Source organism: Arthrobacter sp. G.S.26 (assembly GCF_050847375.1).
GTDB lineage: Bacteria > Actinomycetota > Actinomycetes > Actinomycetales > Micrococcaceae > Arthrobacter.
Map to the genome: position 1 here is coordinate 52,328 of NZ_CP193752.1, position 26,333 is coordinate 78,660.

25 protein-coding genes are annotated in these 26,333 nt (G+C 66.1%); 14 read left to right on the forward strand and 11 right to left on the reverse strand.

All coding sequences use genetic code 11. From position 1 onward, the window contains the following. Positions 1-146: 146 nt before the first annotated feature. Positions 147-1,304, forward strand: coding sequence for a GGDEF domain-containing protein (locus ACRB8A_RS00255; RefSeq protein ID WP_050686901.1), 1,158 nt, complete (start codon positions 147-149; stop codon positions 1,302-1,304). Here the strand turns inward: ACRB8A_RS00255 and ACRB8A_RS00260 are convergent. From ACRB8A_RS00260 to ACRB8A_RS00270, 3 genes are read right to left on the reverse strand one after another with little or no spacing between them, the layout of a single operon-like run. Then, positions 1,297-2,397 (reverse strand): Gfo/Idh/MocA family protein, encoded by a 1,101-nt coding sequence (locus ACRB8A_RS00260; protein WP_235504724.1) that lies wholly within the window; start codon positions 2,395-2,397, stop codon positions 1,297-1,299. The two genes, ACRB8A_RS00255 and ACRB8A_RS00260, sit on opposite strands and share 8 nt — an antisense overlap. Next, positions 2,382-3,080 (reverse strand): ThuA domain-containing protein, encoded by a 699-nt coding sequence (locus ACRB8A_RS00265; protein WP_432245359.1) that lies wholly within the window; start codon positions 3,078-3,080, stop codon positions 2,382-2,384. The genes ACRB8A_RS00260 and ACRB8A_RS00265 overlap by 16 nt, the downstream gene beginning before the upstream one ends. A 50-nt stretch (positions 3,081-3,130) precedes the next feature. Then, entirely contained in the window at positions 3,131-4,309 is a 1,179-nt protein-coding gene (locus ACRB8A_RS00270) for a Gfo/Idh/MocA family protein (RefSeq protein WP_432245360.1), read from the reverse strand. A gap of 144 nt (positions 4,310-4,453) precedes the next feature. On the opposite strand from ACRB8A_RS00270, the gene ACRB8A_RS00275 reads away from it, so the two are divergent. The 5 genes from ACRB8A_RS00275 to ACRB8A_RS00295 all read left to right on the forward strand — a co-directional run bounded on the left by ACRB8A_RS00275 (position 4,454) and on the right by ACRB8A_RS00295 (position 9,834). Then, positions 4,454-5,482 (forward strand): LacI family DNA-binding transcriptional regulator, encoded by a 1,029-nt coding sequence (locus ACRB8A_RS00275; RefSeq protein ID WP_432245361.1) that lies wholly within the window; start codon positions 4,454-4,456, stop codon positions 5,480-5,482. A 77-nt stretch (positions 5,483-5,559) separates the two neighbouring features. Further along, complete coding sequence (locus ACRB8A_RS00280; RefSeq protein ID WP_050686893.1) at positions 5,560-6,195, forward strand: GntR family transcriptional regulator; 636 nt, start codon at positions 5,560-5,562, stop codon at positions 6,193-6,195. 10 nt (positions 6,196-6,205) lie between these two features. Next, positions 6,206-7,726, forward strand: a complete 1,521-nt coding sequence (locus tag ACRB8A_RS00285; RefSeq protein ID WP_432245362.1) for an MmgE/PrpD family protein — start codon at positions 6,206-6,208, stop codon at positions 7,724-7,726. After that, entirely contained in the window at positions 7,727-8,632 is a 906-nt protein-coding gene (gene prpB / locus ACRB8A_RS00290; RefSeq protein WP_056599477.1) for a methylisocitrate lyase, read from the forward strand. Positions 8,633-8,694: 62 nt separating this feature from the next. Next, positions 8,695-9,834, forward strand: a complete 1,140-nt coding sequence (locus ACRB8A_RS00295) for a bifunctional 2-methylcitrate synthase/citrate synthase (protein ID WP_432245363.1) — start codon at positions 8,695-8,697, stop codon at positions 9,832-9,834. Between the two features lie 77 nt (positions 9,835-9,911). On the opposite strand, the gene ACRB8A_RS00300 is transcribed toward ACRB8A_RS00295, so the two are convergent. From ACRB8A_RS00300 to ACRB8A_RS00310, 3 genes are all read right to left on the reverse strand, one after another. Then, positions 9,912-11,117 (reverse strand): FAD-dependent monooxygenase, encoded by a 1,206-nt coding sequence (locus ACRB8A_RS00300; RefSeq protein WP_432245364.1) that lies wholly within the window; start codon positions 11,115-11,117, stop codon positions 9,912-9,914. A gap of 63 nt (positions 11,118-11,180) precedes the next feature. After that, positions 11,181-11,636, reverse strand: coding sequence for a GNAT family N-acetyltransferase (locus tag ACRB8A_RS00305; RefSeq protein ID WP_432245365.1), 456 nt, complete (start codon positions 11,634-11,636; stop codon positions 11,181-11,183). 38 nt (positions 11,637-11,674) lie between these two features. Then, a complete protein-coding gene (locus ACRB8A_RS00310) occupies positions 11,675-13,198 on the reverse strand; it encodes a SulP family inorganic anion transporter (protein ID WP_432245366.1) in 1,524 nt (507 codons plus the stop codon). Positions 13,199-13,365: 167 nt separating this feature from the next. Between ACRB8A_RS00310 and ACRB8A_RS00315 the strand changes: the two genes are divergently transcribed. Beyond that, the gene (locus tag ACRB8A_RS00315) at positions 13,366-13,737 is read left to right on the forward strand and encodes a MerR family transcriptional regulator (protein WP_432246071.1); all 372 of its coding nucleotides are present in this window, start codon (positions 13,366-13,368) and stop codon (positions 13,735-13,737) included. 179 nt (positions 13,738-13,916) lie between these two features. Then, positions 13,917-15,509, forward strand: a complete 1,593-nt coding sequence (mptB, locus tag ACRB8A_RS00320; protein WP_056599513.1) for a polyprenol phosphomannose-dependent alpha 1,6 mannosyltransferase MptB — start codon at positions 13,917-13,919, stop codon at positions 15,507-15,509. 3 nt (positions 15,510-15,512) lie between these two features. Here mptB and ACRB8A_RS00325 read toward each other — a convergent pair whose 3' ends face one another. Both ACRB8A_RS00325 and ACRB8A_RS00330 read right to left on the reverse strand, forming a co-directional pair. Beyond that, complete coding sequence (locus tag ACRB8A_RS00325; protein ID WP_432245367.1) at positions 15,513-16,733, reverse strand: glycosyltransferase 87 family protein; 1,221 nt, start codon at positions 16,731-16,733, stop codon at positions 15,513-15,515. 61 nt (positions 16,734-16,794) lie between these two features. Beyond that, a complete protein-coding gene (locus ACRB8A_RS00330; RefSeq protein ID WP_432246072.1) occupies positions 16,795-18,075 on the reverse strand; it encodes a glycosyltransferase 87 family protein in 1,281 nt (426 codons plus the stop codon). Positions 18,076-18,440: 365 nt separating this feature from the next. Here ACRB8A_RS00330 and ACRB8A_RS00335 point away from each other — a divergent pair, with 365 nt between their 5' ends. After that, positions 18,441-18,650, forward strand: a complete 210-nt coding sequence (locus ACRB8A_RS00335; protein WP_050686857.1) for a hypothetical protein — start codon at positions 18,441-18,443, stop codon at positions 18,648-18,650. 51 nt (positions 18,651-18,701) lie between these two features. On the opposite strand, the gene ACRB8A_RS00340 is transcribed toward ACRB8A_RS00335, so the two are convergent. Beyond that, positions 18,702-19,262 carry a hypothetical protein gene (locus tag ACRB8A_RS00340; RefSeq protein WP_432245368.1) on the reverse strand — a complete coding sequence of 187 codons (561 nt, stop codon included), beginning with the start codon at positions 19,260-19,262 and terminating at the stop codon, positions 18,702-18,704. Positions 19,263-19,516: 254 nt separating this feature from the next. Here ACRB8A_RS00340 and ACRB8A_RS00345 point away from each other — a divergent pair, with 254 nt between their 5' ends. Both ACRB8A_RS00345 and ACRB8A_RS00350 read left to right on the forward strand, forming a co-directional pair. After that, a complete protein-coding gene (locus tag ACRB8A_RS00345) occupies positions 19,517-20,725 on the forward strand; it encodes an aspartate transaminase (RefSeq protein ID WP_432245369.1) in 1,209 nt (402 codons plus the stop codon). 22 nt (positions 20,726-20,747) lie between these two features. After that, a complete protein-coding gene (locus tag ACRB8A_RS00350) occupies positions 20,748-21,443 on the forward strand; it encodes a 4-carboxy-4-hydroxy-2-oxoadipate aldolase/oxaloacetate decarboxylase (protein ID WP_056599524.1) in 696 nt (231 codons plus the stop codon). A 126-nt stretch (positions 21,444-21,569) separates the two neighbouring features. Here ACRB8A_RS00350 and ACRB8A_RS00355 read toward each other — a convergent pair whose 3' ends face one another. Together ACRB8A_RS00355 and nac are read right to left on the reverse strand one after the other, a co-directional pair. Then, positions 21,570-21,803 (reverse strand): hypothetical protein, encoded by a 234-nt coding sequence (locus tag ACRB8A_RS00355; protein WP_432245370.1) that lies wholly within the window; start codon positions 21,801-21,803, stop codon positions 21,570-21,572. Positions 21,804-21,923: 120 nt separating this feature from the next. Next, on the reverse strand, positions 21,924-22,859 hold the full coding sequence (gene nac, locus ACRB8A_RS00360) for a nitrogen assimilation transcriptional regulator NAC (protein WP_432245371.1): 936 nt from the start codon (positions 22,857-22,859) through the stop codon (positions 21,924-21,926). Between the two features lie 313 nt (positions 22,860-23,172). On the opposite strand from nac, the gene ACRB8A_RS00365 reads away from it, so the two are divergent. From ACRB8A_RS00365 to ACRB8A_RS00375, 3 genes are read left to right on the forward strand one after another with little or no spacing between them, the layout of a single operon-like run. Beyond that, positions 23,173-24,255, forward strand: a complete 1,083-nt coding sequence (locus ACRB8A_RS00365; protein ID WP_056599533.1) for an ABC transporter substrate-binding protein — start codon at positions 23,173-23,175, stop codon at positions 24,253-24,255. 48 nt (positions 24,256-24,303) lie between these two features. After that, positions 24,304-25,416, forward strand: coding sequence for an ABC transporter ATP-binding protein (locus ACRB8A_RS00370; protein ID WP_432245372.1), 1,113 nt, complete (start codon positions 24,304-24,306; stop codon positions 25,414-25,416). Next, a complete protein-coding gene (locus tag ACRB8A_RS00375) occupies positions 25,413-26,330 on the forward strand; it encodes an ABC transporter permease (protein ID WP_056599541.1) in 918 nt (305 codons plus the stop codon). The genes ACRB8A_RS00370 and ACRB8A_RS00375 overlap by 4 nt, the downstream gene beginning before the upstream one ends. Positions 26,331-26,333 lie beyond the last annotated feature (3 nt).

Sequence of the window (26,333 nt, forward strand, 5' to 3'; positions counted from 1 at the left end):
GCTTTCAACGCCGGGTCCGGCGGAATGGTTCCCCGGCAGGCACAGCCTGCCGGACCAGCGTGCCGGAGCAGGCGCTGCTGCTCCCGGAACGTGTGCAGTGCCATACTGGGGGCACGGGCGGGCGGAGTTTGGGGGACCTCGAAGACATGGTTTTGGATACGGAGACCCTCCGGCTCTCATTCGGCATAATGGCGCTGGCCCTCGTTGTGCTTTTTTACTTCTCCGCCTACCGGGTGACGCGCTCGCCGTACAGTGGCTGGTGGTGTGTGGCCCTGCTGTTTTTCCTGGCGGGCTCGGCGTGCTTCCTGCTGGACGGCACCGCCCACCAGGTCTGGGCCAATCCGTTGGGCAACACCCTGCTGGTGCACGGCGGCGTGGCCGTGTGGGCCGGGGCCCGTTCGCTCCGGACAGCTGCGCCGAACAAGTGGGCCTTCGCGGCAATCCCCGTGGTCACCCTGGTGGCCTCCGTCCTGGACAACCCGGCCACCAACGTGTGGTCAGGCGGCCCCGTGTTCCTGTTTGCCATGGCCCTGACCATCGGCCTGGGCTCCCGCGAACTGTGGCGCCTTGAACCGGGCTACTCCCGCGTCCGGATCCCCATGGCCACGGCTGCGGGCGGGCTGGCCCTGTTTTACTTCCTCCGCTGGGTGGCCTTCCTGCTGGAAGGCCAGAACGGCCCCACCTTCACCACCATCTTCGGCTCAGCCGTGACCACCATGATCACCATGGTGCTCCTGGTGGTGGTCTCCTTCAGCATGGCCGCCCTCAGCAGCGAACAGCAGACCCGGGCCCTGCGCGTGGTGGCCACCCGCGACGACCTGACCGGCCTGTTGAACCGGAAGGCCTTCCTGGACCTGGCCGCTGAACAGCTGTCCGACCGGGCCATCACGGGAGGCTCCGGTGCCTTGATCCTGGCCGATCTGGACCACTTCAAAGCGGTCAACGACACCTTTGGGCACGCGGCCGGGGATGTCGCACTGAAGGCCTTCGCCACCGCCTGCACGGACACCGTACGGACCACCGACCTGGCGGGGCGGTACGGCGGCGAGGAGTTTGTCATCCTTATCCCCGGTGCCAGCGCCGAACGGGCGGAGCTGATCGCCGGGGAAATCAGCCGCCGGCTGGCTGCCTCGCCCACGGTGGACGGCATGGTGATGCCCACCGTGAGCTACGGCATTTCAACGTACGACGCCGGTACCGCTGACATCGACGACGTGATCGTCACAGCGGACGCGGCGTTGTACACGGCCAAGTCGCTGGGCCGGAACCGGATTGCCCGCAGCGACCACCGCGGCCTCAGCTGACCGCAGGCTCCGGGACCGTCAAGGGAACCAGGGCTGGCCGCGCCGCGGTGCTTTCAATAGCCACGGTCCTGCCCGTCCCGGCGGCCACCAGGACCGACTCCATAACCTCCAGGACATGGTAGGCCAGCCGGCCGCCTGCCCGCGGCTCGCTGCCGGGCGGGGTGGCGGCGAGGTCCGCCAGGCCGGCGCCCCGTCCTGCGTCCACAAAGCCTGCTGACACCGGAAGCACCTCCCAGCCGGCGGCGCCCAGCGCGAAAAGCTCAACATCGCCGTCGAACCGGTTGGGATCCGGGACCACCAGCGAGCCGCGCTCGCCGTGGATTTCGAGGTTGGGCGCCTTGGTGCGCACGGCGTCGAAGCTCATCACCAAGGTGGAGATGGCACCATCGGCGTGCGTCAACATGGCTGCGACGTGCGAGTCAACGGCCACCGGAATCACCTCGCCTTCGCGGGCGCCTGAGCCGATGATGCGCTCGGTCCGGGTCCGGCTGGCGGCGCCGGTCACTGACACCACCGGGCCCAGCAGGTTCACCAGTGCACTGACGTAGTACGGGCCCATGTCCAGGAGCGGCCCGCCGCCGGGCTGGTAGTAGAAGTCCGGATTCGGATGCCAGGATTCGTGTCCCGGCGTTGCCATCATGGCCATGGCAGACACCGGCCGGCCGATCAGGCCGTCGTCGATCGCTTTCCGCGCCGTCTGGATGCCCGTGCCGAGGACGGTGTCCGGCGCGCAGCCCACCACAACGCCAGCCGCATCCGCCGCGGCCAGGACATCCTTGGCCTCGGCCAGGGTTGCCGCCAGCGGCTTCTCGCCGTAGACGCCCTTACCGGCGGCAATGGCTTGGAGCGCCACCTCGGCGTGGACGGCGGGGATGGTCAGGTTCAGCACCACATCCACCGCGGGATCCGCCAGTAGTTCCCCGACCCCGACGGCGCGGGCGCCCGGGTGGGCATCGGCCACCGCCTGTGCGCGGGCAGGATCGATGTCCGCCACGGCCACCAGGCGGATCGAGTCGTCCTTGGTAAAGGTGGCCAGGTACTGGGTGCTGATGGCGCCGCAGCCCACCATTCCGATGTTCAACGGCTTGCCCACAGCATGCCCCTTTCGATGATGGTCCGGACGTTGGTGTCCTGGAGGACTTCCACGCGGTGACCCGGTGTGCTGACGAAGATCCTGCCGGCACCCCATTGCCGGGTCCAGATGGCGGGGGAGGTCACTTCCCGCTGCCAAGGGTCCCAGGACCGGGCCTTCTGAGTGGTGGTGGCCAGGACGTCGATGTAATCGTCCGAGAGGACCCAGTACTGCTCGGTTTCGAGCTCAAAATCGGCGATGCCCTCGGTGATGGGGTGTCCAGCAGCCGCGGGGAGCATGTTCACCGTATACGGCACGTAGTTGTCTGCCTGTTCACCCTTGAGTTCGTCGGCGTGCTTGCCAGGATGGCAGGCGAATTGGCCCCCGATCAGGTGCAGGTAGTCCGAGGTGTTCCGGTAGGAATCGGCGATGCCGCCGTGCCAGCCGGCCAGCCCGGTGCCGCTTTCGACGGCCGCCCGGAGTCCCCTAAACTCATCCTGCTCAATGGTGGACATGGTCATGCACTGGACGATCAGGTCCACCCCGGCCATGTATTCCGGATCGGCATATATTTTGGCGGATTCCTCCACGCGAACGGTGTAGCCGTTTTCTTCCAGGAACGGGATGAAGAGCTCCGTGGCTTCGACGGGTTGGTGGCCGTCCCAGCCGCCGCGGACCACAAGTGCATTTTTGCTGCAGGTCATTAATATTCCTCTAACTGCATGGATCTGTCGGGATTGCTGGTGGGTCTGGTTCAGACGCTGTGCCATTGCGACGACGCCCCGGCGCTGGCCTCCACAGCCGCCAGGACGCGCTGCACCTGGAGTGCGTCGGCGAAGGAGGGCTCGGGCTGCTGGCCGGCCGCAAGGGCGGTGACCAGGTCCACCACCTGGTGTGTGAAGCCGTGTTCGTAACCCAGCCCATGGCCCGTGGGCCACCAGCTACCCACGTAAGGGTGCTCGGGCTCGGTAACGATGATCCGGCGGAACCCGGCATCCGGGCCTTCGGCGGCGTCGTAATAGGACAGAACGTTGTTGTCCTCGAAGTCGAAGGCCAACGAGCCCTTGGTGCCGTTGAATTCAAGCCGCATCGCGTTCTTGCGGCCCAGTGCCATCCGGGTGGCCTCAAAGACGCCCACCGGCCCGCCGTCGAACCGTGCCGTGAAGATCGCGGCGTCGTCCACCGTGACGGTTCCCCGCGGTCCCTCGGCCGCCGTATTGCCGTGGCCACCGAGCCCCACGAGGTCTCCGCCGAGCGGACGGTCCGGGACGAACGTCTCCAGCAGCGCTGACACCCCGGTGATGTGGCGGCCCAGGATCCACTGCGCGGCGTCGACAATGTGGGCGCCAATGTCCCCGAGTGCGCCGGAGCCTGACTTCGACTTGTCCAGCCGCCAGGTCATGGGGGCGTTCGCATCGCTGAGCCAATCCTGAAGGTACTGCGCCCGGACGTGCCGGATGGTACCCAGCCTGCCTTCGGCCACCATACGCCGGGCCAGCGCGAGGGCAGGGGTCCTGCGGTAGGTGAACCCGCACATGGCGAAGATGCCGTTCCGGGCCGCGGCCGCAGCAGCCGCCGTCATTTGTTCAGCCTCGGCCACCGTATTGGCGAGGGGCTTCTCGCACAGCACGTGCTTGCCGGCGGACAGGGCGGCGATGGCAATCTCGGCGTGCGTATGGCCGGGGGTGCAGATATCGATCAGGTCAATGTCGTCGCGCTCCAGCAGCCGCTGCCAGTCAGTTTCCACCGAAGCCCAGCCCATTTTGGCTGCGGCGGCTTCGACCGAGGCTGCGCTCCGGCCGGCGACTGCTGTCAGTTCGGGCCGGAGCGGCAGGTCGAAAAAGCGGGGGGCGGTGCGCCAGGCGTGTGAGTGGGCGGCACCCATAAAGGCGTAGCCCACCATGCCAACACGCAGCGGGGATGGAGTGGTCATAGGTCCTCGTTGACTCAGAGTTTCGAAACATTTCGAAAAGATGTACGCTTTTCTCTTATTGAAATCTATTACCAATAAGCTGAACCGGTCAATGCCACGGACGTCTTCTTCATTTGAGCAGCGAATGTTTTCGAAAGGTTGGTCATGGCGGAAGAGCAATCGAAGTGGACTCTGGCGCAGCTGGCCCATGAAGCGGGAGCGTCGGCCTCCACCGTCTCCAAGGTCATCAACGGCAGGCCTGACGTTTCCGCCGCGACCCGTGCCAGGGTCCTGGCAGTGCTGGACCGCACCGGCTACAGGTCTCCGGTGCAGCAGCGGCGCGCCCTGGCAGACGTTCCCGTGGTGGAAGTGGTGCTCGATTCGCTCAACTCCGCCTACACGGCTGAGGTGGTCACCGGAATCCTTGGCTACGCCGCGGACCAGGGTGTGGAGGTGCTGGTCACTGCCATCGGCGCCGGCGGCTCCCGGCCCTTGAATCCGGAACAGCGAGCCCAGCGCATTGTGGACCAGGGGCGGACCGGCCTGATCCTGGTGACGTCAGCCTTCGGCAACGGTCCACTGGACGCATTCCACCGGCGCGGGGTTCCCGTAGTGGTCATCGATCCACTCAATCCGCCGCCGGACGAGGTGGTAAGCATCGGCTCGACGGACTGGACGGGAGCCAAGGATGCCACCAGCCACCTGCTGGGCCTGGGCCACCGGCGGATCGCGTTCCTCAGCGGTCCGGAATCCATGGAGTGCAACCAGGCCAGGCTGCACGGGTACCTGGCTGCCCTGCGGGCGGCCGGGGTGGCGGTGGATGGCCGCCTGATCATCCCGGGCAGCTTTAGGACCGACGACGGCGCCAGGCGGCTGGGTGAACTGCTCCGGCTGGAGCCACGCCCCACAGCCGTTTTCGCCGCCAGCGACACGATCGCCCTCGGAGTGATGTCCGAGGCGCTGCGCCGGCAGCTCCGGGTGCCTGAGGACCTCAGCGTGGTGGGCTTTGACGGAATCCGCCAGGGCGCGGAGTCGGTACCGGCGCTGACCACCGTTGCCCAGCCCCTGCGCGAGATCGGCCGGGCCGCACTCCGGGTGGTCCTCCGCCAGGTCAAGGGCGAGGTCCCCGATTCGCGCCGGGTTGAGCTCGCCACCCGGCTGCTGGTCCGCGAATCCACCGCGGCCGTCGAATAAGTCTCAGTTTGTATACACAGGTGGCGTGATTGACGGATTTCCTCGCTGCTGATGGTCGCTGTGTATACACTGAGGATATGCGTGCAAGCGAAAGGGCCTATACCGGCCTGCGGGGGGACATCCTCGACGGGCGGCTGCCTCCCGGTACAGTCCTCGCCGAGGTGGAGCAGGCCGAGCGTTTGGGCGTCTCCCGTACCCCGCTGCGCGAGGCGCTGCGCCGGTTGGCCGCCGAAGGCCTGGCCGCACCCGGCGGGCGGGGACTGGTGGTCACGGGCGTTCCGCTGGCGGCCATCGACGAACTCTTTGAGCTGCGCGAAACCCTTGAATGCCGGGCGGCGGCGCTTGCCGCTGAACGCGGGGATCCCGCCGTCTTCCGCGGCCTGCAGGAAGAGCTGCTGGCCGCGCCACTGCTGATCTCCGGTGACGTGCTTGAGCTGGCCGGGTACTACACGTTGGTGGGCAGGCTGGATACCGCCATTGATGCCGCCATTGCCAACGCCTATTTGGCCCAGGCCATGCAGGGCCTTAGGGTCCACCTGGTCCGGATCCGCCGGCTCGCGGCCGACGACGCCGGCCGGCTGACCGCCGCCGCGGCGGAACACGCCGCCATTGCCGAGGCCATTGCGGACCGCAATGCGCACCTGGCCTCGGCAGCAGTAACACTTCATCTGCACCGCAGCCTTACGCACATCAAAGCAACCCACACGTCCTAGAAGGAGTCCCATGGTTCAGGAGCATCACGTCCGGGTTTACCGGAGCGAGGAAAACCTTGCCCGCGAGGATCAGCTGGCGCACAAGATCGCCGTGGTTGCAGCTGATCCCGTCGAGGTAAGCGCGGAGGTGACGGAGATGGTGATCAACCGGATCATCGACAATGCCTCGGTGGCCATCGCGTCGCTGAACCGGGCCCCGATCGTCGCGGCCAGGGCGCAGGCGCTCACGCACGGCCCCAGTACGGGCGGGAAGGGCGCCAGGGTGTTTGGCATTGCGGAACGTGTTTCCCCGGAATGGGCGGCGTGGGCCAACGGCGTTGCGGTCCGCGAACTGGACTACCACGACACGTTCCTCGCAGCGGACTATTCCCACCCGGGGGACAACATCCCGCCGATCCTGGCCGTGGGCCAGCACGTGGGCTCCTCCGGCCGTGACCTGGTCAGGGCGATCGCCACCGGCTATGAGATTCAGGTGAACCTGGTGAAGGCCATTTGCCTGCACAAGCACAAGATCGACCACGTGGCGCACCTCGGCCCGTCGGCGGCCGCCGGGATCGGCACCCTCCTGGGCCTGGATGTGGAGACCATCTTCCAGTCCGTGGGTCAGGGCCTGCACACCACCACTGCCACCCGGCAATCCCGCAAGGGCGAAATTTCAACCTGGAAGGCGCACGCCCCGGCGTTCGCCGGCAAAATGGCCGTCGAGGCGGTGGACAGGTCCATGCGCGGCCAGACGTCGCCGGTGCCCATCTACGAGGGCGAGGACGGTGTGATCGCCTGGCTGCTGGACGGGCCGGACGCCTCCTACACGGTCCCGCTGCCGGTACCCGGAGAAGCGAAGCGCGCCATCCTGGACACGTACACCAAGGAACATTCCGCCGAGTACCAGGCCCAGGCCTGGATCGACCTTGCCCGGAAACTGAACTGCGAACACCCCGAGGCCACCGACCCCGCCAACGTGGCCTCCGTGCTCATCAAAACCAGCCACCACACGCACTACGTGATCGGCTCCGGCGCCAACGATCCCCAGAAGTACTCCCCAACGGCCTCGCGGGAAACCCTTGACCACTCCATCCCGTACATCTTTACTGTGGCCCTGCAGGACGGGTCCTGGCATCACGTTGATTCCTACGCCCCCGAACGCGCCGCCCGGCCGGACACCGTGGAACTCTGGCACAAGGTGTCCACCGAGGAAGACCCGGAGTGGACCCGGCGCTACCACTCGCTGGATATCAATGAGAAAGCCTTCGGCGGTTCCGTGGAGATCACCCTGAACGACGGCACGGTCATCACTGACCAGATCGCCGTGGCCGACGCCCACCCGCTCGGCGCCCGGCCGTTCGCCCGCGAGCAGTACGTGCACAAGTTCCGTACCCTTGCCGCCGGGCTCGTTGAGGAGGCCGAAATCGACAGGTTCCTCGCCGCCGTCGAACGCCTGCCCGAACTGGCCGCCGGCGAACTGGACCAGCTGAACATCGAGGCAGCACCGGGGATCATCAACCCCGCCGGCGCACCCAAGGGACTGTTCTAAATGCTGTACTCGGCTGTGACCCCCGAACAGAAACGGATCCGGTTCCGGGAGCTCCTCGCGGCGGATACCATCGCGCAGTTCCCCGGCGCGTTCAACCCGCTCTCGGCCAGGCTGATTGAAGAAAAGGGATTCGAGGGCGTCTACATCTCCGGGGCCGTCCTGGCCAACGACCTGGGCCTGCCGGACATCGGCCTGACCACCCTCACGGAAGTGGCCACGCGCGCCGGCCAGATTGCCCGGATGACGGACCTGCCCGCGATCGTGGACGCTGACACCGGCTTTGGTGAGCCCATGAACGTGGCCCGCACGGTCCAGGAGATCGAAAACGCCGGCCTGGCCGGACTGCACATCGAGGACCAGTTCAACCCCAAGCGCTGCGGGCACCTGGACGGGAAGAACGTGGTGGACCTGGACACCGCCGCCAAACGCATCCGGGCCGCGGCGGACTCCCGCCGGGACCCCAATTTCCTCATCATGGCCCGCACGGACATCCGGGCCGTTGATGGACTTGCGGCCGCGCAGGACCGCGCCAAAGCCCTGGTGGACGCCGGTGCGGACGCGATCTTCCCCGAAGCGATGGCCACGCTGGCCGAGTTCCAGGCCATCCGGGACGCCGTGGACGTGCCCATCCTGGCCAATATGACCGAATTCGGCAAAAGCGAGCTGTTCACCACCACCCAGCTCCAGGGCGTGGGCGTGAACATGGTCATTTATCCGGTGACCCTGCTCCGTAGTGCCATGGGCGCTGCCGAGCGTACGCTGGACTCGATCAAGGCGGACGGAACGCAGGAAGCACAGGTTGGCGCCATGCTGACCCGTGCACGGCTGTACGACCTCGTGGACTATGAGGGCTACAACCGGTTCGACTCGGGGGTCTTCAATTTCCAGGTGCCCGGGAAGCACTGACCCGCACCCACCGCCGGCCCCGGCCGGCATCCGACAGGCGACAGGAACAAAGGAGTTTCAGCATGGCTGAACAGGACATCAAAAAAGGCCTCGCCGGCGTGGTGGTGGACTACACCTCCGTCTCTGCGGTCAACTCGGACACCAACTCGCTGCTGTACCGCGGGTACCCGGTCCAGGAACTCGCCGCCCGATGCAGTTTCGAGGAGGTGGCCTACCTGCTGTGGAACGGGGAACTGCCTAGCGCGGAGCAGCTGGCGCAGTTCACGGCGCGGGAGAAAGCAGGCCGGGCCCTGGACCCCGTGGTGAAGCAGGTGATCGACGCGTTGCCCGAATCGGCACACCCCATGGACGTCTGCCGGACGGCGGCTTCGGTCCTGGGCGCCCGCCACCCGCAGGCCGAGGACCAGTCCCGCGAGGCCAACATGGCCAAAGCGATCGACCTCTTCGCCGCCATGCCTGCGGTGGTGGCCTACGACCAGCGCCGCCGGCACGGCCAGGACGTGGTGGAACCGCGCGATGACCTGGGCTACTCCGCGAACTTCCTGTGGATGACCTTCGGCGAGGAAGCCGTCCCCGAAGTGGAGGAGGCGTTCAACGTCTCGATGATTCTTTACGCCGAGCACTCCTTCAACGCCTCCACCTTCACCGCCCGGGTGATCACCTCCACCCTCGCGGACCTGCATTCCGCCGTGACGGGTGCCATCGGGGCGCTGAAGGGCGCGCTGCACGGCGGCGCCAACGAGGCCGTGATGCACACCTTCGACGAGATCGGCATCCGCCCGGACGAACCCCTCGAGGAGGCTGCTGCCCGTGCCAAGGCATGGATGGAGGACGCCCTGGCCCAAAAAAAGAAGGTCATGGGCTTCGGCCACCGCGTCTACAAGCACGGGGACTCCCGCGTGCCCACCATGAAGACGGCCCTGGACAAAATGATCGCGCACTATGGCCGGCCCGAGCTGCTGGGGCTGTACCAGGGCCTGGAAACGGCAATGGACGAAGCCAAGGCGATCAAGCCGAACCTGGATTACCCGGCAGGGCCCACGTACCACCTCATGGGGTTCGACACCCAAACCTTCACCCCGTTGTTTGTGGCCAGCAGGATCACCGGCTGGACCGCGCACATCATGGAGCAGCTCGAATCAAACTCGCTGATCCGACCGCTGAGCGAATACAACGGCCCGGCAGAACGGCACCTTCAGTAGGGCCGCGCCGGCTGCGGGAGCCCGACGGCGGTGGGTCACCTTGGATGGTGGCCCGCCGCCGTCGTCGTCCGTCCTGCTCAGACTTCCAAGTGGCTGTAGTCCGGCAGCTCGATCTTGTCCGCAGGAGGCGTAAAGAGCCGGCTGCCCACCCTGCCTGCGAACGGAGTCGCGGCAATCTTCAGGGCCAGGCCAAACACGGCAATGCCCAGCCGGCTTTTTGGGTTGGCGGCGCGTGGCGTGCCCGGCGGCAACTGCTGCGCCTGATTCACGTACGGGCGCATGATCCGTTCGTACCCGGCGAACGCGTCCAGGTGGTGGCGGTGTGCTGCAAGTTCGCCCGCGAGGACGTAGGCCCCGGTGATCGCCAGGCTTGTCCCCATTCCGCTGACCGGTGAGGCGCAGTACGCCGCATCACCCAGCAAGGCCACCCGTCCGTTCGACCACCGTGGGGCGAGCACCTGGCCGACTGATTCAAAATACAGGTCATCGGCGTCGTCAAGCGCGGCAAGGATACGCCCCGTTTCCCAGCCGGCGTCGCCGAACTGCGCACGCAGCCTGGCTCGCTGCTGCTCCAGGGTGCGGGAGCCGGCTTCCCGGCGGCCCTTGTCGGTAATGCGGTTCAGGGTGGCGCGGATGGTGCCTTGGCTGTCAGGCCGTAAGGTGACGGACCGCCCGCCGGGGGCGTTGTACCAGCGCCACCAGTCGTCGTCGGCGGCGGTCCGCGGGATGGTGGCGTAGGTGATCTCCAGGCCCAGGGGGCGGATTTCGGCTTCGTCCCCGAACGCCAGCTGCCGGGTGCCGGAGCCGATGCCGTCAGCCGCGACCACCAGGTCGAATCGTTCGTCGGGGGAGTTTTCGAAGCTGACCGTGACGCCATCACCGTCGTCCCGGATGCCGGTGAGGCTGTCGCGGAAGCGGTAGTCAGTGTTGGGTTGGGTGCAGTCGACGAGGATTTCCGCCAGGTCGCCGCGCAGGATTTCCAGTTCCGCCGTGGCGCCCCCTGAATCTGAGGTTCCGGCCGGGAACTCCGCCACTGTTTGCCCCCCGGGGCCCAGGAACCGCGTGCCCACTTCCCCGGTGGTTGCGGCCCGGATGCTGTCCTCGAGGCCCATGCGCCGCGAGACTTCCCGGCCGGCCCCGCGGACGTCGACGTTTTGCCCGCCCCGCCGCAGTTCCGGGGCGCGCTCCACAACTGTGGGCTCGAAGCCATACCGGTGCAGCCAAAACGCCAGCGCGGGTCCGGCAATGCTTGCTCCGGCGATCAGGACTCGTGGTCCGGGCATAATTCCTCGATTTTCAGGGGGAGGGGGGCGTGCGCGAATTGGATAAAGGCACGTGGACCGGAATCAATAAAGCGTATTCTCCGGCGGGTGGGCCACGAGGAACACATCCACGGCGTCCTCGCGCTCCAGTTCAAAACCGTGGCGCTCGTAGAGCCGCCGGGCCGGGCTGCCCTGCAGGACGTTGAGCCGGAACGGCCGGCCATCGGCGTGTGATTCCATCACGGCGGCCAGGACCGCGCCGCCCAGGCCCTTGCCCTGCTGGTCGGGGGCCAGGTAAAAATGCTCAACCCACAGCCCGTCAGGTTCGGGGCGCACGGCGATGGCACCCACGCCGGTTCCGTCCGCCTCGATCACGAAGGTGTGGCCGGGCACAAAGCCGGCCAGGAATCTCTGCCGCACCCGCACGGGATCAAACCGGCCCAGCCGCTCAAGGTCGGGGCGGAGCACCACGGCGCGGAGCCCGGCGATCCAGTCGGCATCGGTGGGACGGCTGGGGCGGAGGGACCAGTCCGGAAGCATACGGCCATTCAACCGCAACGAACCGGCCTGGCCGAAACTCAGTTGAGCTTCCCGGCCAGCCGCTCCCGCATGGTGACGCTGGCGGAGTTCAGCCCGATCAGTTCCACCTCGCGGCCGTGCCGCCTGTATTTCTCGGTGACGGCATCAAGGACGGCGATGGTGGAGGCGTCCCACAGGTGGGAGGCGTGCAGGTCCACCACCACGCGGGCGATGTCCGGCGATGCGTCCAGGACGTAGTCGAACTGTGTGTAGAGGTCGTTGGAGGAGGCGAAGAACAGCTCTCCGTCCACCGTGTAGGTGGCCACATTTTCGCCGTTGAGTTCCAGGACCGTCCGGTCGACAGTCACAAAGTGCGCCACCCGCCGGGCAAACATGGCCATGGCGGCGAGGACCCCTGCGCCCACGCCGATGGCGAGGTTGTGGGTGGCCACCACTACGGCCACGGTGATGACCATCACGGCGGTCTCCGACTTCGGCATCCGGCGCAGGGTCCGCGGCGCAATGGAGTGCCAGTCGAAGGTGATGGCGGAAATGAAGACCATCACGGCCACCAGCGCAGCCATGGGGATCAGCCCCACCACGTCGCCCAGGACCACCACCAGGACCAGCAGGAAGACGCCGGCCAGAAAGGTGGAGACCCGGCTCCTGGCCCCGGAGCCCTTCACGTTGATCATGGTCTGCCCAATCACGGCGCAGCCGCCCATCCCGCCGAAGAAGCCGGTGACGATATTGGCCACACCCTGGCCCCAGGACTCCCGGGTCTTGTTGGAGCGGGTGTCTGTGATGTCATCCACCAGCTTGGCCGTCATCAGGGATTCCAGCAGCCCCACCAGCGCCATGGACAACGCGAAGGGGGCGATGATCTGGAACGTTTCCCAGGTCAGGGGCACGTTGGGAACAAACAGGGACGGCAGGCTCTCCGGCAGCTGCCCCTTGTCCTGCACCGTGGGGACGTCGACGCCGGCCACCACGGCGAAGAGGGTGAGTACCACGATGGCCGCCAAAGGCGAGGGGACCGCCGTGGTGATCCGGGGCAGGCCCACTACGATCAGCAGGCCAGCCGCCACCAGCGGGTAAACCATCCACGGCACCCCGAAAAGCTCCGGCAGCTGTGCCATGAACACCAGGATGGCCAGCGCATTAACAAACCCCACCATCACCGAGCGGGGGATGAAGCGCATGAGTTTGGTGACCCCGGCGACGGCCAGCAGGATCTGGAAAACGCCGGCCAGGATCACTGCGGCAATCAGGTAATCCAGCCCGTGGCTGCGCATCAGCGGTGCGATCACCAGCGCCACCGCCCCGGTGGCAGCGGAAATCATTGCCGGGCGGCCGCCCACAAACGAAATGGTCACCGCCATGGTGAACGACGCGAACAGGCCAATGCGCGGATCAACGCCGGCGATCACCGAAAACGCGATGGCCTCCGGGATCAGCGCCAGGGCCACCACCAGCCCGGCCAGGGCCTCCGTCTTCAGTCGCCGTGGCGAACGCAGCGTGGCGCGGACTGATTGCAGCTGATGCGGCGGGACCGTTGCCGGCGTGGTGGTTGGCGCGGCCATTACTGGCTCCGTTCGGAATCGGGAGGGGCTGGCGGGCGGCGGCCGGTCACCGGCGATGCCGGAAGGGGCGGCTGTGCGCCGGGGTGGCCTATACGGCCGGAAGCTAAACCCTACCCTAACGTAATGGTAGGGTTTAGGCCGAATGTAAGGAGCAGAAGGTGGACACCATGCACATTGGCGAGCTGGCCGAACGGACGGGCCTGTCCCTGCGCACCATCCGCCACTACGACGAGGTGGGCCTGCTGCCGGCCGCTGCCCGCACCGATGGCGGCTTCCGGGTCTACACCGAGGATGACTTCGGCCGGCTGATGGTGATCCGCCAGATGAAGCCGCTGGGCTTTTCGCTGGAGGAGATGGCGGACATGCTGGCCCTCCTGAAGCCCGACGGCGGCACCGCCGGCGGGGAAGCGGCCACCGGCGGTGCCGCCGCGGAAAAGCTGGCCGGCTACCTGGGGAAGGCCATCCACGAGCGGGAAAAGATGGTGCGGAACCTCGCCCAGGCCGACGAACTGATCGAACGGCTCCGCTCCGGGGCCTGAACCGGCGTGGGGCCGCCGCGCGGGCCCGGCCGGCATCGCGGCACGTGTTGCCGAATTGTGCCTTTCCACAGCGGCCCGCCCGGGCCGCGGCAGGGAGCCTGCTGGTAAAATGGCCGGGTTGCGGAGGGCCGTAATGCGCGTCCACCCAGCGCCGTAACGAAGTAGGGGACCAACACAATATGACGGCAGGCGGGTCACACCTCGGGACTTCGGAGAGCACGGCGGGCGCACCTGCCGCCGCCTCCGCACCCGTAAAGCGCCGCGCCTACGTTGCCACCCTTGAAGGGTTCGTCGGCGCCCTGATGATGTTCGTAGGCTCCATCGGCACCGGCTGGATCGCCAACGGCTCGCCCATGATCCGCCAACCCGTGGTCATCGCCCTCCGCACCGAAGGCTGGGGCGTCACCGTATCCACCGTGCTGCTCACGGTGGGGGCCATGCTGCTGATCCGCTCCTGGCTGCGGCTGGGGCAGCGGCTGGGGGACTGGGGTACCCGGTCCCTGCGGTCAGTGGTGATCGCCATTTCGGCGTGGTCCTTGCCGCTGCTTTTCTGCGTGCCCGTGTTTTCCCGGGATGTCTATGCCTACACGGGGCAGGGGCGGCTGGTCATGGAAGGCCAGGACCCCTACGAGGTGGGCATTTCCACCCTCAACAACTGGTTCGCGCTCGGCGCGGACCCGGCCTGGGCCGAAAACCGGACTCCCTACGGGCCCTACTTCCTCTGGCTTGCCCGCGGCGTGGTGGGACTGACCGGAGCCCAGCCTGACATCTCGGTCCTGCTGTTCCGGTTGCTGGCCGGCGTCGGGGTGGTCCTGTGCGTGATCTACGTGCCCAAACTGGCGGAGCTGCACGGCATCAACGGCGCCCGCGCCCTGTGGATCTCCGTGGCCAACCCGTTGTTCCTCATCAGTTTCATTGCCAGCGCCCACAACGATGCCCTGATGGTTGGCCTGGCCGTGGCCGGGGTCTACTTCGCGGCCACGCGCCGCTACATCCTGGGCATATTGTTGGTCACCGCATCCATCGGCATCAAGCCCATCACCATCCTGCTGCTGCCCTTCATCGGCGTGATGTGGGCCGGGCCCGGCGCCACCTGGCTGCGGAAATTCCTGATCTGGGGAGCTACGGCAGCCATCAGCTTCGGTGTGCTGGCCCTCAGCGGGATCCCCTACAACCTGGGCATGGGCTGGACCTGGGCCATCCTGGACTCAACGCCCGGCTACACCGGCTATTCGCCGTCGGGCTTCCTGGGCCAGCAGGTGGAGTTCCTGGGCAACGTCCTGGGACTGCCCGGCGGGACCTTCGCCGACCTGCTCCGGACCGGAATGAAGTGGGCGGCTATCGGCCTGGTCCTGCTGCTGATGTTCCGCGGCGACTACTCCCGGGCGGTGCGCCGGATGGCCCTGGCGTTCGCCGCCGTCGTGATGCTTTCGCCCATCATCCAGCCCTGGTACATCCTCTGGTTCGTGCCGCTCCTGGCCGTCACGGGGATCCGGGACGACTGGCAGATCAGGTCCCTCTACGTGGGGGTGACCTTCTTTGTGGTGTTCGGCGCGCAGGACCAGCTGTCCGTCTGGTCATTTGTGGAGCTGCCCATCGATGCCTCGTCACTGGCGTTTGTGACGGCGCTGGCCTTCACTTTCTACCTGTTGTTCCTTGATGTCCACACCAGGACGCTGCTGATCGATGGCAGGCCGCTGGACCTGGCCAAACGCGCGTGGCAGTGGCTGCTGGCCAAACGGACCAGCCTGCAGCGCACCGGCACGCCCTAGGGTTCAGGCTCCGGCCGGGACTGTGGCAGGCTTGCGGCCCAGCTCAGCGGTCCGCTGCACGGACCACCAGAGGAGCACCACCAGCAGTACGTTCCGGGTGGTGAGGACGGCAGCCATGACCGGGTGGGCATGGATCAGCGGCGTGTAAAACAGTGGATAAATGACAAACGTGGTGATCGCGATGCCCATCAGCAGCGCCGCGGGGACCTTCCAGCGGTCCCAGTCGTGCGCCAGGCCGGCCACAATCACCGGTGCCAGCCAGATGATGAACTGCGGCGAGCCCACCTTGTTGAACACGATGAACGCGGTGACCACCATCAGGGCACCTTCGAGGACCAGCTCCTCCCGCTCGGCGCCGCGGTTCAGGGCCCGGACCAGCAGGACGGCGGCGGCCACGGCCGCCAGGATCAGGAGCGGCTGCATCAGGAACGCCGCGACGCTGGCCCCGGGGCCGTACACCTCCGTGGAGTTGATGGCCGTATTGTCCGCCATCCTTGATCCTGCGATGTTGAAGACGCTCAGCCAGACCCAGGGCGTGGAGAACGTCGCCTCAAGCTGCATGCCGCGCTCGCCCTGGTTGGTGAGGAAGTCCAGGATGTGCGGCAGGCCGCCGGAAAGCCACGTCCCCACAGCCACGACGGCCGTCACTGCCACACCGGACAGGAGCACCTGGATCCGCTGCCGGCTGGCGATCACAAACGGCACCAGCACGGCGGCCGGCCACACTTTGATCCACGTGGCGACGCTCAGCAGGAGCCCGGCCACCACGGGGCGTTCGGCCGCGTACAGCAACGCCACCAGCACAATCGGGGCGGTGATGCCCTCCACCCGGGCAAAGCTGAGGTAGCCCATGAAAACGCTGAAGAACAGCCACCACCAGGCCGGCGCAATCCCGGATTCCGACCGCCGGCCGCTGGTCAGGAACCACAGGCCCGCAGCGTTCAGCGCCGTAATGATCAGGGTCCAGACCAGCAGGTACAGGCCGGGGCCGGCGATGTTGGCGAGGAAGATCGGAATCTGCGCCAGGACCGGGTAAACCCAGGGGCTGATTTTGCCCTCCAGGTCCGCGGGGTTGTAGCCGTCCATGGCCCACTGGCGGTACTGCTCAGTGTCGCTGAAGGTGCCGCCGCCAAGGAAGAAGGACGCCATCCAGCCCAGGAAGTAGAGGTGCACAACGGCGAATCCCCACCACACGCTGGCAGGGGTGGCGAACCAGTCCACCACCTTCGCCGGGAGGAGCCGGGTGCGGACGCTGACCAGGCGGTCGAAGAACCGGGTAGGAATGTCAGCCCTCCTTGAGCGCGGAAGCGGCGGCCGGCGTCTTGCGGCCCAGGAGGTACAGGCGGCGGACGCTCCAGAGGAACAGGACCACCAGCAGGACGTTGCGGATGGTCAGCACCAGCGCCATCCAGGGGTTGTTGTGGCTGAGCGCGTCGTAGAAGAGCGGGTAGATGAAGTACGTGGCCACCGCGATGACGATCAGCATGGCGGCCGGGACGCGCCATTCACGCCAGCTGTGGGCCAGACCCACGGCAACAGCGGGGGCCAGCCACACCATGAACTGGGGGGAGCCCACCTTGTTGAACACCACAAACGCCGTGGCCAGGGTCAGGGCACCGGCCAGGAGCAGCTCGGTGCGGTCCACCCCGCCGCTGACCTTGCCGTTGTGCAGGGCCCAGAACGTCAGTCCCGCCACCAGCAGCGCCGCCAGGATGAGCAGGGGCTGCATCAGCACGGACATCACTGCCGTGCCCGGGCCGTCCACCTGCATGGAGTTGATGTCCGTGTTCATGTACATCCGCGAATCGCCCACGTTAAGCACGGACAGCCAGAGCCACGGGGTGGTGAACGTGGCTTCGAGCTGCATGCCGCGGTCGCCCTGCTGGGTGAGGAAGTTGAGCAGCTTGGGGACGCTGCCCAGGACAGCGGCCAGCGCAACGACGCCCGCCGTCGTCGTAATGCCTGCGAGGACCACCAGGATCCGGTTCTTGACCACGGCAAACAACGCCAGCATGACCGCTGCCGGCCATACCTTGGCCCAGGTGCCGATTGCCAGCAGGATCGAGGCGATGAACGGCCGGCCCACCCCATAGGAAAGGGCCACCAGGACCAGCGGTGCGGTGAGGCCGTCCACGCGGGCGAAGCCAAGCCAGCCCATCAGGAACGTAAAGACCAGCCACCACCAGGCGGCGGGGATGGCCTGGCTGTCGCGGCCGCGGTTGGTGAGCTTGAGCAGGGCCCAGGCGTTCAGGAGGGTGGTCATCAGGACCCACAGGAAGAAGAACGGCGCGGGACCGGCAACGCCCGCGATGGCCATGGGGATCAGGGCCAGGATGGGGTAGACCCACGGGCTGGGCCCGCCGCTCAGGTTGGCGTCGTTGAAGCCGGCCAGCGCCCACGCGCGGTAGATGCCTGTGTCGCTGAACGCCTCGCCGTTCAGGGAAACGATGCCGGCGAAGATCAGGAACACCAGGTGCACCACAATGAATCCGGCCAGCAGGCCGCGCGGGGTGTTCAGCCAGGCCCGCGCACGGGACGGGATGACGACGTTGCGGATCCGGGTCAGATTGCCGAAGAAGGCGTCGGTGGAAATGGCGGAATCCTTGTCGTCGTGGCACCGCCGGCTGCAGCGCAGAAGAGGCGTTTGTCATGCCGCAGGGCGGGTCTCGGGGGCAGTGGAGCCGTTTTGCGCGCGGCCTCCGCTCCGCGTCCAGTCTAATTGACGGCGCCGCGCTGCCGGTCAAGGCCCGCCCACCCGGCCGCTTTTGTCTGGTGCGACCTGCGGTTACCCGCCGGTAGTTAAATAAAGTTGCTTGCTGTGACTTGACGGTAGATTATGTTCTGGGCACACATATGCCTGATTGCGCCGGCGGCTTGGGGGAGCGGACCGGCGCGGACCCGTATGCACCGTCCCCACCGAAGGTTCTCCCAATGACTGCTGACTTCCCACTGACACTGACCATCTCCGATCGCCAGAGCATGGACACCGAACTTGAGGCTGCCGTCGCCGCAGCCAAGGACCACGCCCTCGCCGGGAAGCAGCACGGCATCCTGGTGACCCGGCACGGGGTGGACACGTTCACTGTGGCCCTCAGCGACGCTGTCCCCTTCGGCCTCACCCGCGAACACCAGGCCTGGTAGGCCGCGCCGCCGCCTGTCCGGCGCCGGATGCCGGCAGCGGCGCGCCGGGGTCTATGGCCGGCCGGCGCCGCGCAGCCCCCGGGTCAGCTTGCGGATTTCCTCGTGCTTGAGGCCGCTGGCTGAAGCGAGCTCGTAATCATCGAGCAGCCCCAGGGCCCGTGCACTCGCCAGCAGCCGTGCCCGGTTCCGTTCAAGCACCGCGCGGTCCCCGTCGGCAGCCTTCAGCTCGTTGCCGAGCTGCGTGATGCCCCGCAGATGCTCATCGGCTGACCCGCCGGACGGCTGCACATCGTCCAGTGACACCGCTGCGCTGCGGATCGCCCCGAGCGGCATCCCGGCGGCTTTGGCAATGGCGGTCATTTTCAGGCCGTCACACAACGCCTGCGCCACGTGCTGGTTGAATTTCGCGGAAAGTGCCCGCAGCCTGCTGGACCGGAAAGCCAGCAGGGTCTTTTGCTCCCCGAGCTTCGCGCGGACGTCAGCGGACCGGTCCGACGGCTCCCGGTCCGGATGCCCCCGGTAGGTGTAGAGCCGCGGTGCTGTTCCGCGCCGGAAACCAGGCGCGGCGCCGCTGGCCGCGTCACGGACCTGCGGCGCGGGTTCTGCAGCCACTTTGAGCTCCTGCCCTCGGTTCGGATGCGGACCGGGCAGCTACACCGGGCCCGCTGTGCGTCCCCTGCACGCTACGGGCAATTCCGGACCGGCAAAAATACCGAAAATGCGTGGTGTGATAGCCGGTTCGTGTGGCCGGACGGTCATAAGCACGGCTTATCCGTCCACGTACTTTAGGTCTTATCCAGATGCCGCGGCCTTCCCTAGGCTCGAATGAATCAAGCTCTGCCAGCTCCCCGACCCTGGAAAAGACCATGACTGAATTTGTGCCTGCCTCCCGCGTATCCCGCATCAAATCCTCCCCCAGCGTTGCTGCCGCCGCCCGTGTCCGCGAACTGAAGGCTGAAGGCCGGCGGATCCTCGACCTCACCGTCGGTGAACCGGACTTCGACACGCCGGCCCACGTGAAGGACGCCGCCGCCGCGGCCATCAGCCGCGGCGAAACCAGGTACACCTCCGTCAACGGCACCCCCGAACTGCAGCGGGCCATCCTGCAGACCCTTGAGCTCAAAACCGGGCTGCACTACACCCCGGCGGAAATCACCATCGGCGGCGGCGCCAAGCAGGTCATCTTCACCGCTTTTATGGCCACCCTGGACCAGGGCGACGAAGTGGTCATCCCCGCCCCCTACTGGGTTTCCTACCCGGACATGGTGCTGGCCAACGACGGCAGCCCCGTGATCGTCCCCTGCGGCGAGGACGTGGGCTTCAAACTCACCCCGGAAGCCTTGGCCGGCGCCATCACGGACCGCACCAAATGGCTCATCCTGAACACCCCCTCCAACCCCACCGGAGCCGTGTACTCGCGGGAGGAGCTGGCAGCACTCGCAGCCGTCCTCGAGGACCACCCGCAGGTCCTGGTCCTGACGGACGAGATCTACGACGAAATCCACTTCGGTGCCGGAAAACTGTCCAGCCTGGTGGCCGTGGCTCCGGGGCTCAAGGACCGGGTGCTCCTGGTGAACGGCGTCTCCAAGGCCTACGCCATGACCGGCTGGCGGCTGGGCTACGGCGCGGGACCGGCGGCCCTGGTGGGTGCCATCAACAAGCTCCAGTCCCAGATTTCGTCGTGCCCGTCCTCCGTGAGCCAGGCAGCAGCAGCGGCCGCCTTGACCGGGGACCAGTCCTTCGTCCGCGACAGCCTCGAAACCTACCGCGAACGGCGCGACGTGGCCGTGGCAGCGCTGAACGCCATCGACGGCCTCTCCTGCGCGACGCCGGAAGGCGCCTTCTACGCCTACGTCAACTGCAGCGGCGTGATCGGCAAGTCCACCCGTGAGGGCCGCCTGATCAGCACCGACGAAGACTTCACGCTCTACCTCCTTGACGAGGTGGGTGTTGCGGTCATCCAGGGCTCCGCGTACGGCCTTGGTCCGTACTTCCGCATTTCCTATGCCACAGGGCTTCCCGTCATCGAGGAATCCATCGCGGCCATCGACAAAGCCGTCCAGGCGCTTTCCTAACCCCAGCTGAGGAGCAAATCCCATGATCCACGTCAAAACCTCCATCGAGCGGCCTTCCGCCGACGCTGTCCAACGGCTTTCGAAGTTCTCATCGGCCACCGTCCACGAAGCACAGGGACGCAAGGGTGCGCTGAGTTCCAGGATCAAGCCGATCGACCGCAGCATGTCCTTCTGCGGCCCCGCCGTGACGGTACGGTGCGCCCCGAGGGACAACCTCATGCTTCAAGTGGCCATCCACTACGCCCAGGAGGGCGATGTTGTCCTGGTCGCCGCCGGTGAGTTCGAAGAAGCGGGAACGTTTGGGGACGTCCTGGGCAACGCCATGAAGGCCAAAGGCCTGGCTGCCCTGGTCACCGATTCCGGCGTCAGGGACACCCAGGACCTTATTGAGCTTGGCCTGCCGGTCTTCTCCGGCAGCGTCAGCATCAAGGGCACCGTGAAGGAAACCATCGGCCCCGTCAACCACCCCGTGGTTTTTGGTGACGAGATCATTTACGCGGGCGACATCCTGCTCGGCGACGCCGACGGTGTGGTGGTGGTCCGCCGCGACGAGATCGAAGAGGTCATCAAGCTTTCCCAGGCGCGCGACGACGCCGAGCGGGAGCTGATCCGCCTGTACAAGGAAGGCGGCACCACCATCGACCTGTGCAACCTCACGGACGTCCTCAAGGCCAAGGGCCTGCTGGTGGAGGACGCCCCGGAACTGCTCAGCCGGTAACGGCACCCCCGCGCCCAAGGGCGGGTGTCCGCGTGGACACCGGCCCTTGGGTTGCGTGGGCAATACAAAAATGGCCGGTTGCGCAGCGACGCTGTACAACCGGCCATGCTCCGTCCGTGCGGCGGGCTACCGCCCCGGCAGCGGGTACGCTGGCGGACCGGCGTGCGCTTCGTCGAGGAACCACGTGGTGGAACCACCCTTCCCCGGCGGCATCATGCTGCCTTCAAAAACGAAGATGGGATCCGACAGGAGGTCCGCTGTGCGCCAAAAGCCGTTGGCGGGGCAATGGGAGCCCGTGCTGGCCTTCAGATGGATGGCTCGCTCCGCTGCACTCCGGTAGGCCGAAGTAATTTTCTTCATGATGGGCTCCAGTTAATTACGGCATTTATAAAAGCGGTCTGGCTGATCCTGATGCTTTTATTTTAGTTCTGCCGGGAATTGCTGGATAAGACGAATGCAGGGTGCTGTGATAAGCCGGCCTTATGAATCGGCGCGCCGGGTGTACTTGCTGTTGAGCCATTCCTGCAGCATCTCCCGAAGGACCAGCAGGACCGCCGACGCGGCCTCGGACAGCGGTTCGTGATCAGGGGTGCAGAGCGCGATCCGGCATTGCAGTGCGGGGTCCGAAATCCGCAGCACCCGGAAGTCCTCCTCGTGGAAGAGCGCGTCCGCAGCCGACTTGGGCAGGATGGTTGCGCCCAGGTCCGTCCGGAGCAGCCGGGTCAGGCTGGGGACGGACTCCACTTCCCCCATCAGGCGCAGTTCCATGCCCTTGGCTTCGATCCCGGCCTGGACCACCTGGCGGAGGGTGTGGTTCTGCTCGGGCAGGAACAGACCAATTTTGGCGGCTTCGGCCAGCGTGATGGAACCGGCATCGGCGGCGATACCCAGGTCCCGCCCCGCGTTGACAATCAGGTGCAGGTCCTCCACGATCAGCGTGGTGAACTTGACGCCGCGGATGGGGCCCGGCTCGTAAATCAACGCCATGTCCAGGCGCCCGTTCTTGATGGCATCGCTCAGGACGCCACCGTAAATCTCGGTCAGGTGCAGCACAATATCCGGGTAAAGCCGGCCAACTTCCCGGATGATCTGGGGCGTGAGGCTCGAGGCCATGCTGTACGGCGCGATGGCGATGGAAACGCGGCCTGACGGCGCGGCGCCGGAAGATGCCACGTCCAGGCGTGCCTGCTCCACCTGGCGCAGGATGGTTTGCGCGTGCCGGTACAGGGTGTGGCCTGCGGCGGTGGGCTGGACCCCCTGCTTGCTGCGGATCAGGAGCCGCTGCTTGAGATCGTTTTCCAGGGACGAGACCTGCTGGCTCAGGGCAGGCTGCGCCACGTGCAGCGCCGCCGCGGCCTTGGTGATGCTGCCCGAGTCGACGATCTGTACGAAGTACGCCAGCTTCCTAGTGTCCAAAACGTTCCTCTTTCCAGCACGGTGGGCAGGCCCGCCGGGGGTCATACGCGAACGCTATGTAGGGACATGCATTCGGTCTTTGTGTGATCCACATCTCGGACCTAAGTTTATGCCAGACGACATTTCCGTGACGGCATCATTCTATCCCCGTCGATCAATGGGAAAAAACTATGACCCAATATGCATTTTGCATGTTTGGTACATTCGGCCGAAATGTCATCGCTTTAAACATTCCGGAAATAAGTGCCGCATACCTTCGGGTGTGTTCTTGGGCCCACCCACCGGATTCTTCCTTATGAGAAAGAGCTGACAGATGAAAGTAACGAATAAGGGAAAGTTTGCGGCGCTGGCTGCGATCTCCGTTTCCGCCCTGGTCCTGACAGGCTGCGGCGGCGGGTCCACCCCGGCGGCCAATGACAGCCCGGACTCCGGCGAAGTCAACCTGATCGCCTACTCCGGTGTGTGGCAGGACCAGTACACGGCCGCCGTCATCGAGCCCTTCAAAGCCAAGTACCCCAACATCAAAATCAACTTCTCCTCCAAGCGGTCCTCCGCCGAAATGTTGAGCGCACTGCAGGGCCAGAAGAACAGCCCCGCCACGGACGTTGCCATCATGGACAACTCGGTCTCCACCACCGGCAACAAGCAGGGCCTCTTCGAGAAGGTGGACGCTGCCGGCGTCCCCAACCTGGCCAACGTTCCGGACGACTTCAAAAACAAGGACGGATTCGGCCCGGTGGTCATGCTGGACGCCGTGGGACTCCTCTACGACACCGCCGCCTTCCCCAAAGCCCCGGACAGCTGGGACGTCCTCTGGGATCCGGCCTACGCCGGCAAGATCAACGTCAACGCGCCCCCGTCGCTGCTGGGCCTATCCCTGACCGCCATCACCTCAAAAATGGAGGGCGAGGACTACACGCAGGGGATCGACAAGGCCGTGGCCCGGCTGAAGGAACTGGCTCCCGCCGTCCAGACCTTCGCCCCGAACCCGGACGAATACCAGAACGTGATCACAGGGCAGACCGTCCTGGGCCTGGGCCAGAATGCCCGCGGCCAGTTCTACAGCGACCAAAGCAACAAAAAGATGGGCGTCACCTTTCCGAAGGAAGGCACCGTCTACCAGATCAACACGGTGAACCTCGTCAAGGATGCCCCGCACGCAGCCGCAGCCAAGACCTTCATTGACTACTCCCTCTCCGCCGAAGCCCAGACGGCCTTCGCCAAGGCGCTGTTCTACGCCCCGTCCGTCAACAACGCGGACCTCCCGGCAGACGTCAAGGACCGGGTGGTCCCCACCGACGGTTCCCTTAACATCATCCCCCTCGATGTCGACTTCCTGTCCTCGGCCCGCGACAAGTGGACCGACACCTGGAAGCGCGAAATCATCACCAAATAGCCGCCCACCGGCGCCCCTGCCTCCCTTCGCATCAGGAGAACTGAAACCGTGAGTGAAACAAAACTGTCGATCGTTGATCTGACCAAGCGATACGCCGCAGGCCTTGACCCGGCGGTGGACCGACTGAACATGCAGGTGGAGGAGGGGCACCTGGTGGCGCTCCTCGGCCCGTCCGGGTGCGGCAAAACCACCACCTTGCGGATGGTGGCGGGCCTGATGGACCCCACCGCCGGGTCCATCGTGGTGGACGGAAAGGAAATCACGCACACGCCCGTCAACAAGCGCGGCATGGGCATGGTGTTCCAGTCGTACGCGCTGTTCCCCCACATGAACGTGGAACAGAACGTGGCGTTCGGGCTGCAGATGCGGCAAACGCCCAAAGCCGAGCAGAAAAAACGGGTGGCGGCCGCCCTGGACATGGTCCAGCTGGGCCACCTCGGAAAGCGGCAGACCCGGGAACTCTCCGGTGGCCAGCAGCAGCGGATCGCGTTGGCCCGCGCGCTGGTGGTGGAGCCCACCCTGCTCCTGCTGGATGAGCCCCTTTCCAACCTCGACGCCAAGCTCCGCGAAACCATGCGGACCGAAATCCGGTCCATCCAGCAGCGCACCCGCGCCACCACCCTGTTCGTCACCCACGACCAGGACGAGGCACTGGACATGGCCGACCGGATCGCGGTGATGAACGGTGGCCTGATCGAGCAGTTCGGCTCACCCACCGACGTCTACGAACGCCCGCAGACCCACTTCGTGGCCAACTTCATCGGCCAGGCAAACTTCCTCGACGTCACCATCATCTCGGAAACCGGCCCCGCCCCCGTGGCCGCCGAGGCCAGCTACAAAGTGGACGTCGAAGGCCTCGGCGGCTTCGGCGCCGTCGGCGCCAAGGGGCTCACCGGAGCCCACGAACTGGTCATCCGTCCGCACCGGCTCAAGGTCACCCTCACCGGTGAAGGCCACGACGCGCTGAAGGGAACCATCGAACGGGTCAGCTACACCGGCGATGCCCTGTCCGTTGCCATTGCTGTAGGAGAAAGAAGCTTCAACGCCCAGCTGCTGACCACCAGCGGGGACCTGCCCCGCCGCGGTGACACCGCGTACCTGTCCTGGGCGCCGGAAGACGCCTACCTGCTGCCGGCAGCCGCACCCGGGAAGGCATCATGACCCTCCTCAAGACCAGGGGGCGCTCGCCGCTCCAGGCCGCGGGCTCGGGTGAACTCGAAAAAGCCACCGAGAAGCGGAACCGGCGCACGTACCTGGCGCTGCTGATTCCCGGACTCTTGGGCCTGCTGGTGAGCTTCGTCTTCCCACTGGCCTACATGGTGCGGATGTCGTTCAACAAAGGCGCACCGGACGGCGTCATCGAGGAAACCTTCACGTTCGACACCTACCTGCAGCCCCTCACCGATCCGTACTACTGGAAAGTGACCCTGGATACCTTCCAGATGGGCGTTACGGTGGGCCTGCTCTGCGTGCTGGTTTCCTACCCTGTGGCGCTGTTCCTGGCCCGGAGCCAAAGCAAATACCGTGGGCTGCTCCTGGCCATCGCCATTGCCCCGCTGCTGACCTCAGCCGTCGTCCGTACCTATGGCTGGATGGTCATCCTGGGCACCAACGGCCTGATCAACTCGTCCCTGACGGGAATGGGCCTGATCGATACGCCACTGAAACTGACCAACAACATCACCGGCGTGACCATTGGCCTGGTGGAAATCTTTATGCCCTACGCCATCCTCGCCATGATCTCAGGGTTCGGCCGGCTCAGCCCGCAGCTGGAAGAGGCCGCCGGGTCCCTGGGGGCCAGCAAGGCAAAGATCTTCGCCCGCGTGACCCTGCCGCTCAGCCTGCCGGGCATCCTCACCGCTTTCCTGCTGGTGTTCGTCCTGTCCATCAGCACCTTCATCACGCCCCGCCTCCTGGGCGGCGGCAGCGTCCAGGTGCTGGCCACTGAGATCTACGACCAGACCACCGGCCTGCTCAACTGGCCCTTCGCGGCCGCCCTGTCCGTCATCCTGCTGGTGCTGTTCGGGCTGATCATCGCCGTCTACCAGCGGCTTACACGAAAAATCGGAGGCTGAACC

Excerpts from the sequence above, each read along its gene's own strand:
- ACRB8A_RS00255 (WP_050686901.1), top strand. The coding sequence starts at position 147 with ATGGTTTTGGATACGGAGACCCTCCGGCTCTCATTCGGCATAATGGCG.
- ACRB8A_RS00265 (WP_432245359.1), bottom strand. The coding sequence starts at position 3,080 with ATGACCTGCAGCAAAAATGCACTTGTGGTCCGCGGCGGCTGGGACGGC.
- ACRB8A_RS00270 (WP_432245360.1), bottom strand. The coding sequence starts at position 4,309 with ATGACCACTCCATCCCCGCTGCGTGTTGGCATGGTGGGCTACGCCTTT.
- ACRB8A_RS00275 (WP_432245361.1), top strand. The coding sequence starts at position 4,454 with ATGGCGGAAGAGCAATCGAAGTGGACTCTGGCGCAGCTGGCCCATGAA.
- ACRB8A_RS00280 (WP_050686893.1), top strand. The coding sequence starts at position 5,560 with ATGCGTGCAAGCGAAAGGGCCTATACCGGCCTGCGGGGGGACATCCTC.
- ACRB8A_RS00285 (WP_432245362.1), top strand. The coding sequence starts at position 6,206 with ATGGTTCAGGAGCATCACGTCCGGGTTTACCGGAGCGAGGAAAACCTT.
- prpB (WP_056599477.1), top strand. The coding sequence starts at position 7,727 with ATGCTGTACTCGGCTGTGACCCCCGAACAGAAACGGATCCGGTTCCGG.
- ACRB8A_RS00295 (WP_432245363.1), top strand. The coding sequence starts at position 8,695 with ATGGCTGAACAGGACATCAAAAAAGGCCTCGCCGGCGTGGTGGTGGAC.
- ACRB8A_RS00300 (WP_432245364.1), bottom strand. The coding sequence starts at position 11,117 with ATGCCCGGACCACGAGTCCTGATCGCCGGAGCAAGCATTGCCGGACCC.
- ACRB8A_RS00305 (WP_432245365.1), bottom strand. The coding sequence starts at position 11,636 with ATGCTTCCGGACTGGTCCCTCCGCCCCAGCCGTCCCACCGATGCCGAC.
- ACRB8A_RS00310 (WP_432245366.1), bottom strand. The coding sequence starts at position 13,198 with ATGGCCGCGCCAACCACCACGCCGGCAACGGTCCCGCCGCATCAGCTG.
- ACRB8A_RS00315 (WP_432246071.1), top strand. The coding sequence starts at position 13,366 with ATGCACATTGGCGAGCTGGCCGAACGGACGGGCCTGTCCCTGCGCACC.
- mptB (WP_056599513.1), top strand. The coding sequence starts at position 13,917 with ATGACGGCAGGCGGGTCACACCTCGGGACTTCGGAGAGCACGGCGGGC.
- ACRB8A_RS00335 (WP_050686857.1), top strand. The coding sequence starts at position 18,441 with ATGACTGCTGACTTCCCACTGACACTGACCATCTCCGATCGCCAGAGC.
- ACRB8A_RS00345 (WP_432245369.1), top strand. The coding sequence starts at position 19,517 with ATGACTGAATTTGTGCCTGCCTCCCGCGTATCCCGCATCAAATCCTCC.
- ACRB8A_RS00350 (WP_056599524.1), top strand. The coding sequence starts at position 20,748 with ATGATCCACGTCAAAACCTCCATCGAGCGGCCTTCCGCCGACGCTGTC.
- ACRB8A_RS00355 (WP_432245370.1), bottom strand. The coding sequence starts at position 21,803 with ATGAAGAAAATTACTTCGGCCTACCGGAGTGCAGCGGAGCGAGCCATC.
- ACRB8A_RS00365 (WP_056599533.1), top strand. The coding sequence starts at position 23,173 with ATGAAAGTAACGAATAAGGGAAAGTTTGCGGCGCTGGCTGCGATCTCC.
- ACRB8A_RS00375 (WP_056599541.1), top strand. The coding sequence starts at position 25,413 with ATGACCCTCCTCAAGACCAGGGGGCGCTCGCCGCTCCAGGCCGCGGGC.